This window comes from Citrobacter sp. Awk 4 (assembly GCF_028069725.1).
Lineage (GTDB): Bacteria > Pseudomonadota > Gammaproteobacteria > Enterobacterales > Enterobacteriaceae > Citrobacter_D.
This window is the reverse complement of sequence record NZ_JANEWG010000113.1, coordinates 1-2,366: the sequence shown is the minus strand read 5'-3', so window position 1 is coordinate 2,366 and position 2,366 is coordinate 1. Positions and strand designations below refer to the sequence as shown.

Sequence of the window (2,366 nt, the reverse complement as noted above, 5' to 3'; positions counted from 1 at the left end):
AATTTATATGCAATGGTCTCTTAGTCGTTTTCGTCATAGCAAATTCATGCCAATCTACTATATATCAGCATTGGTTTTAACTCTATAGATTAACCAGTCGCACCATTTTTTTGCGTGAAGTTTTGCTATTTCATTAAATATCAATGGCATTGATGAGGATGGTGATGTTTATGGCACTCAAGTGCATGAGCCGAAAAAATCCGTGACTGGAGATACGTCAATGACAGACCAAAACGACAGTTTTCTTAGAGATGAATACTTAAAGCTGCAAGATCAATATGAAGATTATGACCGAAGAGCCTTGCTCATAAAGGGCTGGATAGGTGCAGGATCTATTGCCGGGTTTGCATTGGGAACCAATGGCGATAAACACATAACTTTTCTGACACTTTTTTCAATCGCATTGATAGCCTGTTGTTTTTGGTACCTTGAAGCAAAATGGAAAACATTCCAGTATGCAATCGCCAATCGAATCAGGGTGATTGAAGCGCATTTTCGCAAGGACCCTGATATTTTATATAAAGACCCTGCGCCATTTCAGATTTATAATTGGTGGTTTAAATCCTATTTAAAAAACAACCCTATTTATAAGTATGAACGATATTATAAGCCGGTAAACCGCCATGTTCACTTAAAAAAGGCCGCATTTCAGGATTTTGTTCATCTGCCTTATTCCCTCATCATTTTACTATGCGTGTTAATGGGAGTGATTGACCTGTTCTCCAGCAAGCCGACAGCGCCAACGCCAACGCCATTGCCATGTCAGCCTGTAGTGGTGATAGCGCAACCATTAGCGCCGAACGGTAGATAGTCATTGCATAACGTAATGGCCGGATAAACAGGTCGCTTATCCGGCAATCACATTACAGCGACTGGTGGCGCGTCTCATGCGTTAACAGGAGTGCTATCAGCGTCAACCCCGCCATTGATGCCAGGTAAATCCCCACCGCCGCCAGACCGTAGTTTGCCTGTAACCACGCGGCAATGTAGGGGGCGACAGAGGCACCGAGAATCGACGCAACGTTATAGGAGAATGACGCGCCGGTGTAGCGTACCTCGGTCGGAAACAACTCCGGCAGCAGCGCGCCCATCGGACCGAAAGTCAGCCCCATCAGACTCAGCCCCAGCAGCAGGAAGGCGAACACCAGCATCGGATTACCGGAGCCCAGCAGCGGTTTAAAGGCGAACAGCGCAAACAGAATGATCATCGTAGTGATAATGACCATGCTTTTACGACGGCCGAAGGCATCTGCCAGCAGACCCGCCACTGGCACCATCACGCCGAATCCGATAACGGCCATCATCAGCATCCACAACACTTCGTTACGTGGCATACCGAGGCCCACAGGTGCGGCAGCGGTGCTGAAGGTCATGGAATAGACGGTCATGATATAAAACAGGGTATAGGTCGCCAGCATGATAAATGTGCCGAGTACCGTGACGCGCACATGTTTTGTCAGCAGGGTGCCCAGCGGAATTTTTACCTGCTTTTTCGCAGCGGCGACTTTCGCAAATACCGGCGTTTCGTGCAAAGAGACGCGCACATACAGACCAATAATCACCAGCACCGCAGAGAAGATAAATGGTACACGCCAGCCCCAGCTCATGAATTGCTCATCGGTCAGCAACCAGGAGAGCAGCAGGAACGTACCGTTGGCAAAGAAGAAACCGATAGGCGCGCCCAACTGGGGGAAGGAGCCGTACAGCGCACGCTTGCGCGGCGGCGCGTTTTCGGTTGCCAGCAGTGCCGCGCCACCCCACTCACCACCCAGACCCAGCCCCTGGCCAAAACGCGCCAGCGCCAGCAATAGCGGGGCGAAAATCCCGATCGTCGCGTAGCCAGGCAGCAGACCAATGATGACGGTGGAGATCCCCATCGTCAGCAGTGAAGCCACCAGTGTCACTTTGCGTCCAACGCGGTCGCCAAAATGGCCGAATACGGCTGAGCCAATCGGGCGCGCCACAAAGGCGATAGCGAAGGTGGCAAGCGACTGTAGCGTGGCGGCCGTCGGATCGCCCTGCGGGAAGAATATATGGGGGAACACGATCACAGCGGCGGTGGCGTAAATGTAAAAGTCGAAAAACTCAATGGCGGTGCCGATGAGCGATGCGATGACGACTTTATTACGCGAATTGACCGGTGGGTGTTCCTGCTCGTTGTCGAGTGTTGTGGCGGTTGCTTGCATAGTATTTTCTTATTTTTTGGCGAACGAATGGCCATATTACGCACAGCAAAAGAGACATTTCAATATGTAACAAAACGGGGTTTAGCTCATAAAACAGGCAAAAAGGGGATAATTTTTAGACCAGCGATTTCGCTTCCATGAAATGCTTCACAGAATTTTAAACTTAGTTAATAAAACTGG

At 49.7% G+C, this 2,366-nt stretch carries 2 protein-coding genes; one reads left to right on the top strand and one right to left on the bottom strand.

Annotated features, from left to right (window positions below):
* The first annotated feature begins 220 nt into the window (after window positions 1-220).
* Window positions 221-811 (top strand): hypothetical protein, encoded by a 591-nt coding sequence (locus NNO04_RS22320; RefSeq protein WP_271446508.1) that lies wholly within the window; start codon window positions 221-223, stop codon window positions 809-811.
* 52 nt (window positions 812-863) lie between these two features.
* Here the strand turns inward: NNO04_RS22320 and NNO04_RS22315 are convergent, their stop codons facing one another.
* On the bottom strand, window positions 864-2,186 hold the full coding sequence (locus NNO04_RS22315) for an MFS transporter (RefSeq protein ID WP_271446507.1): 1,323 nt from the start codon (window positions 2,184-2,186) through the stop codon (window positions 864-866).
* Window positions 2,187-2,366 lie beyond the last annotated feature (180 nt).